This is a genomic window from Streptococcus pseudopneumoniae, assembly GCF_001072315.1.
GTDB classification, from domain to species: domain Bacteria; phylum Bacillota; class Bacilli; order Lactobacillales; family Streptococcaceae; genus Streptococcus; species Streptococcus pseudopneumoniae_R.
The window spans coordinates 1-236 of the sequence record NZ_JVLI01000098.1 but is presented as its reverse complement, the minus strand read 5'-3'; the positions used below and the strand labels follow the sequence as shown (position 1 = coordinate 236).

Sequence of the window (236 nt, the reverse complement as noted above, 5' to 3'; positions counted from 1 at the left end):
AAAATGGAAATCATTACAAAAATTATTACTGGTCTAGGTGTAGTTGGAACAATCACAGGTCTTATCTGGATCTGGAATGGTGCGGTTGATTATATTCAAGGAAGAAAGAATAAAGATAAGCAAAGACAAGATGATGGTTCTGATTCTATGATTAATGGTGCATTCTTGGCTGTTGCTTCTGCAGGGATTGCGGCCGCAGTCGTTGCATCACTGTCTCAGCTAAAATTTTAGGAGTA

General features: G+C 38.6%; 1 protein-coding gene. It reads left to right on the top strand.

Annotation, left to right across the window (positions count from 1 at the left end; translation table 11 throughout):
- On the top strand, positions 1 to 231 hold a 231-nt coding region (locus ADH54_RS04845; RefSeq protein ID WP_239682657.1), incomplete at its 5' end, for a hypothetical protein.
- Positions 232 to 236: the final 5 nt, after the last annotated feature.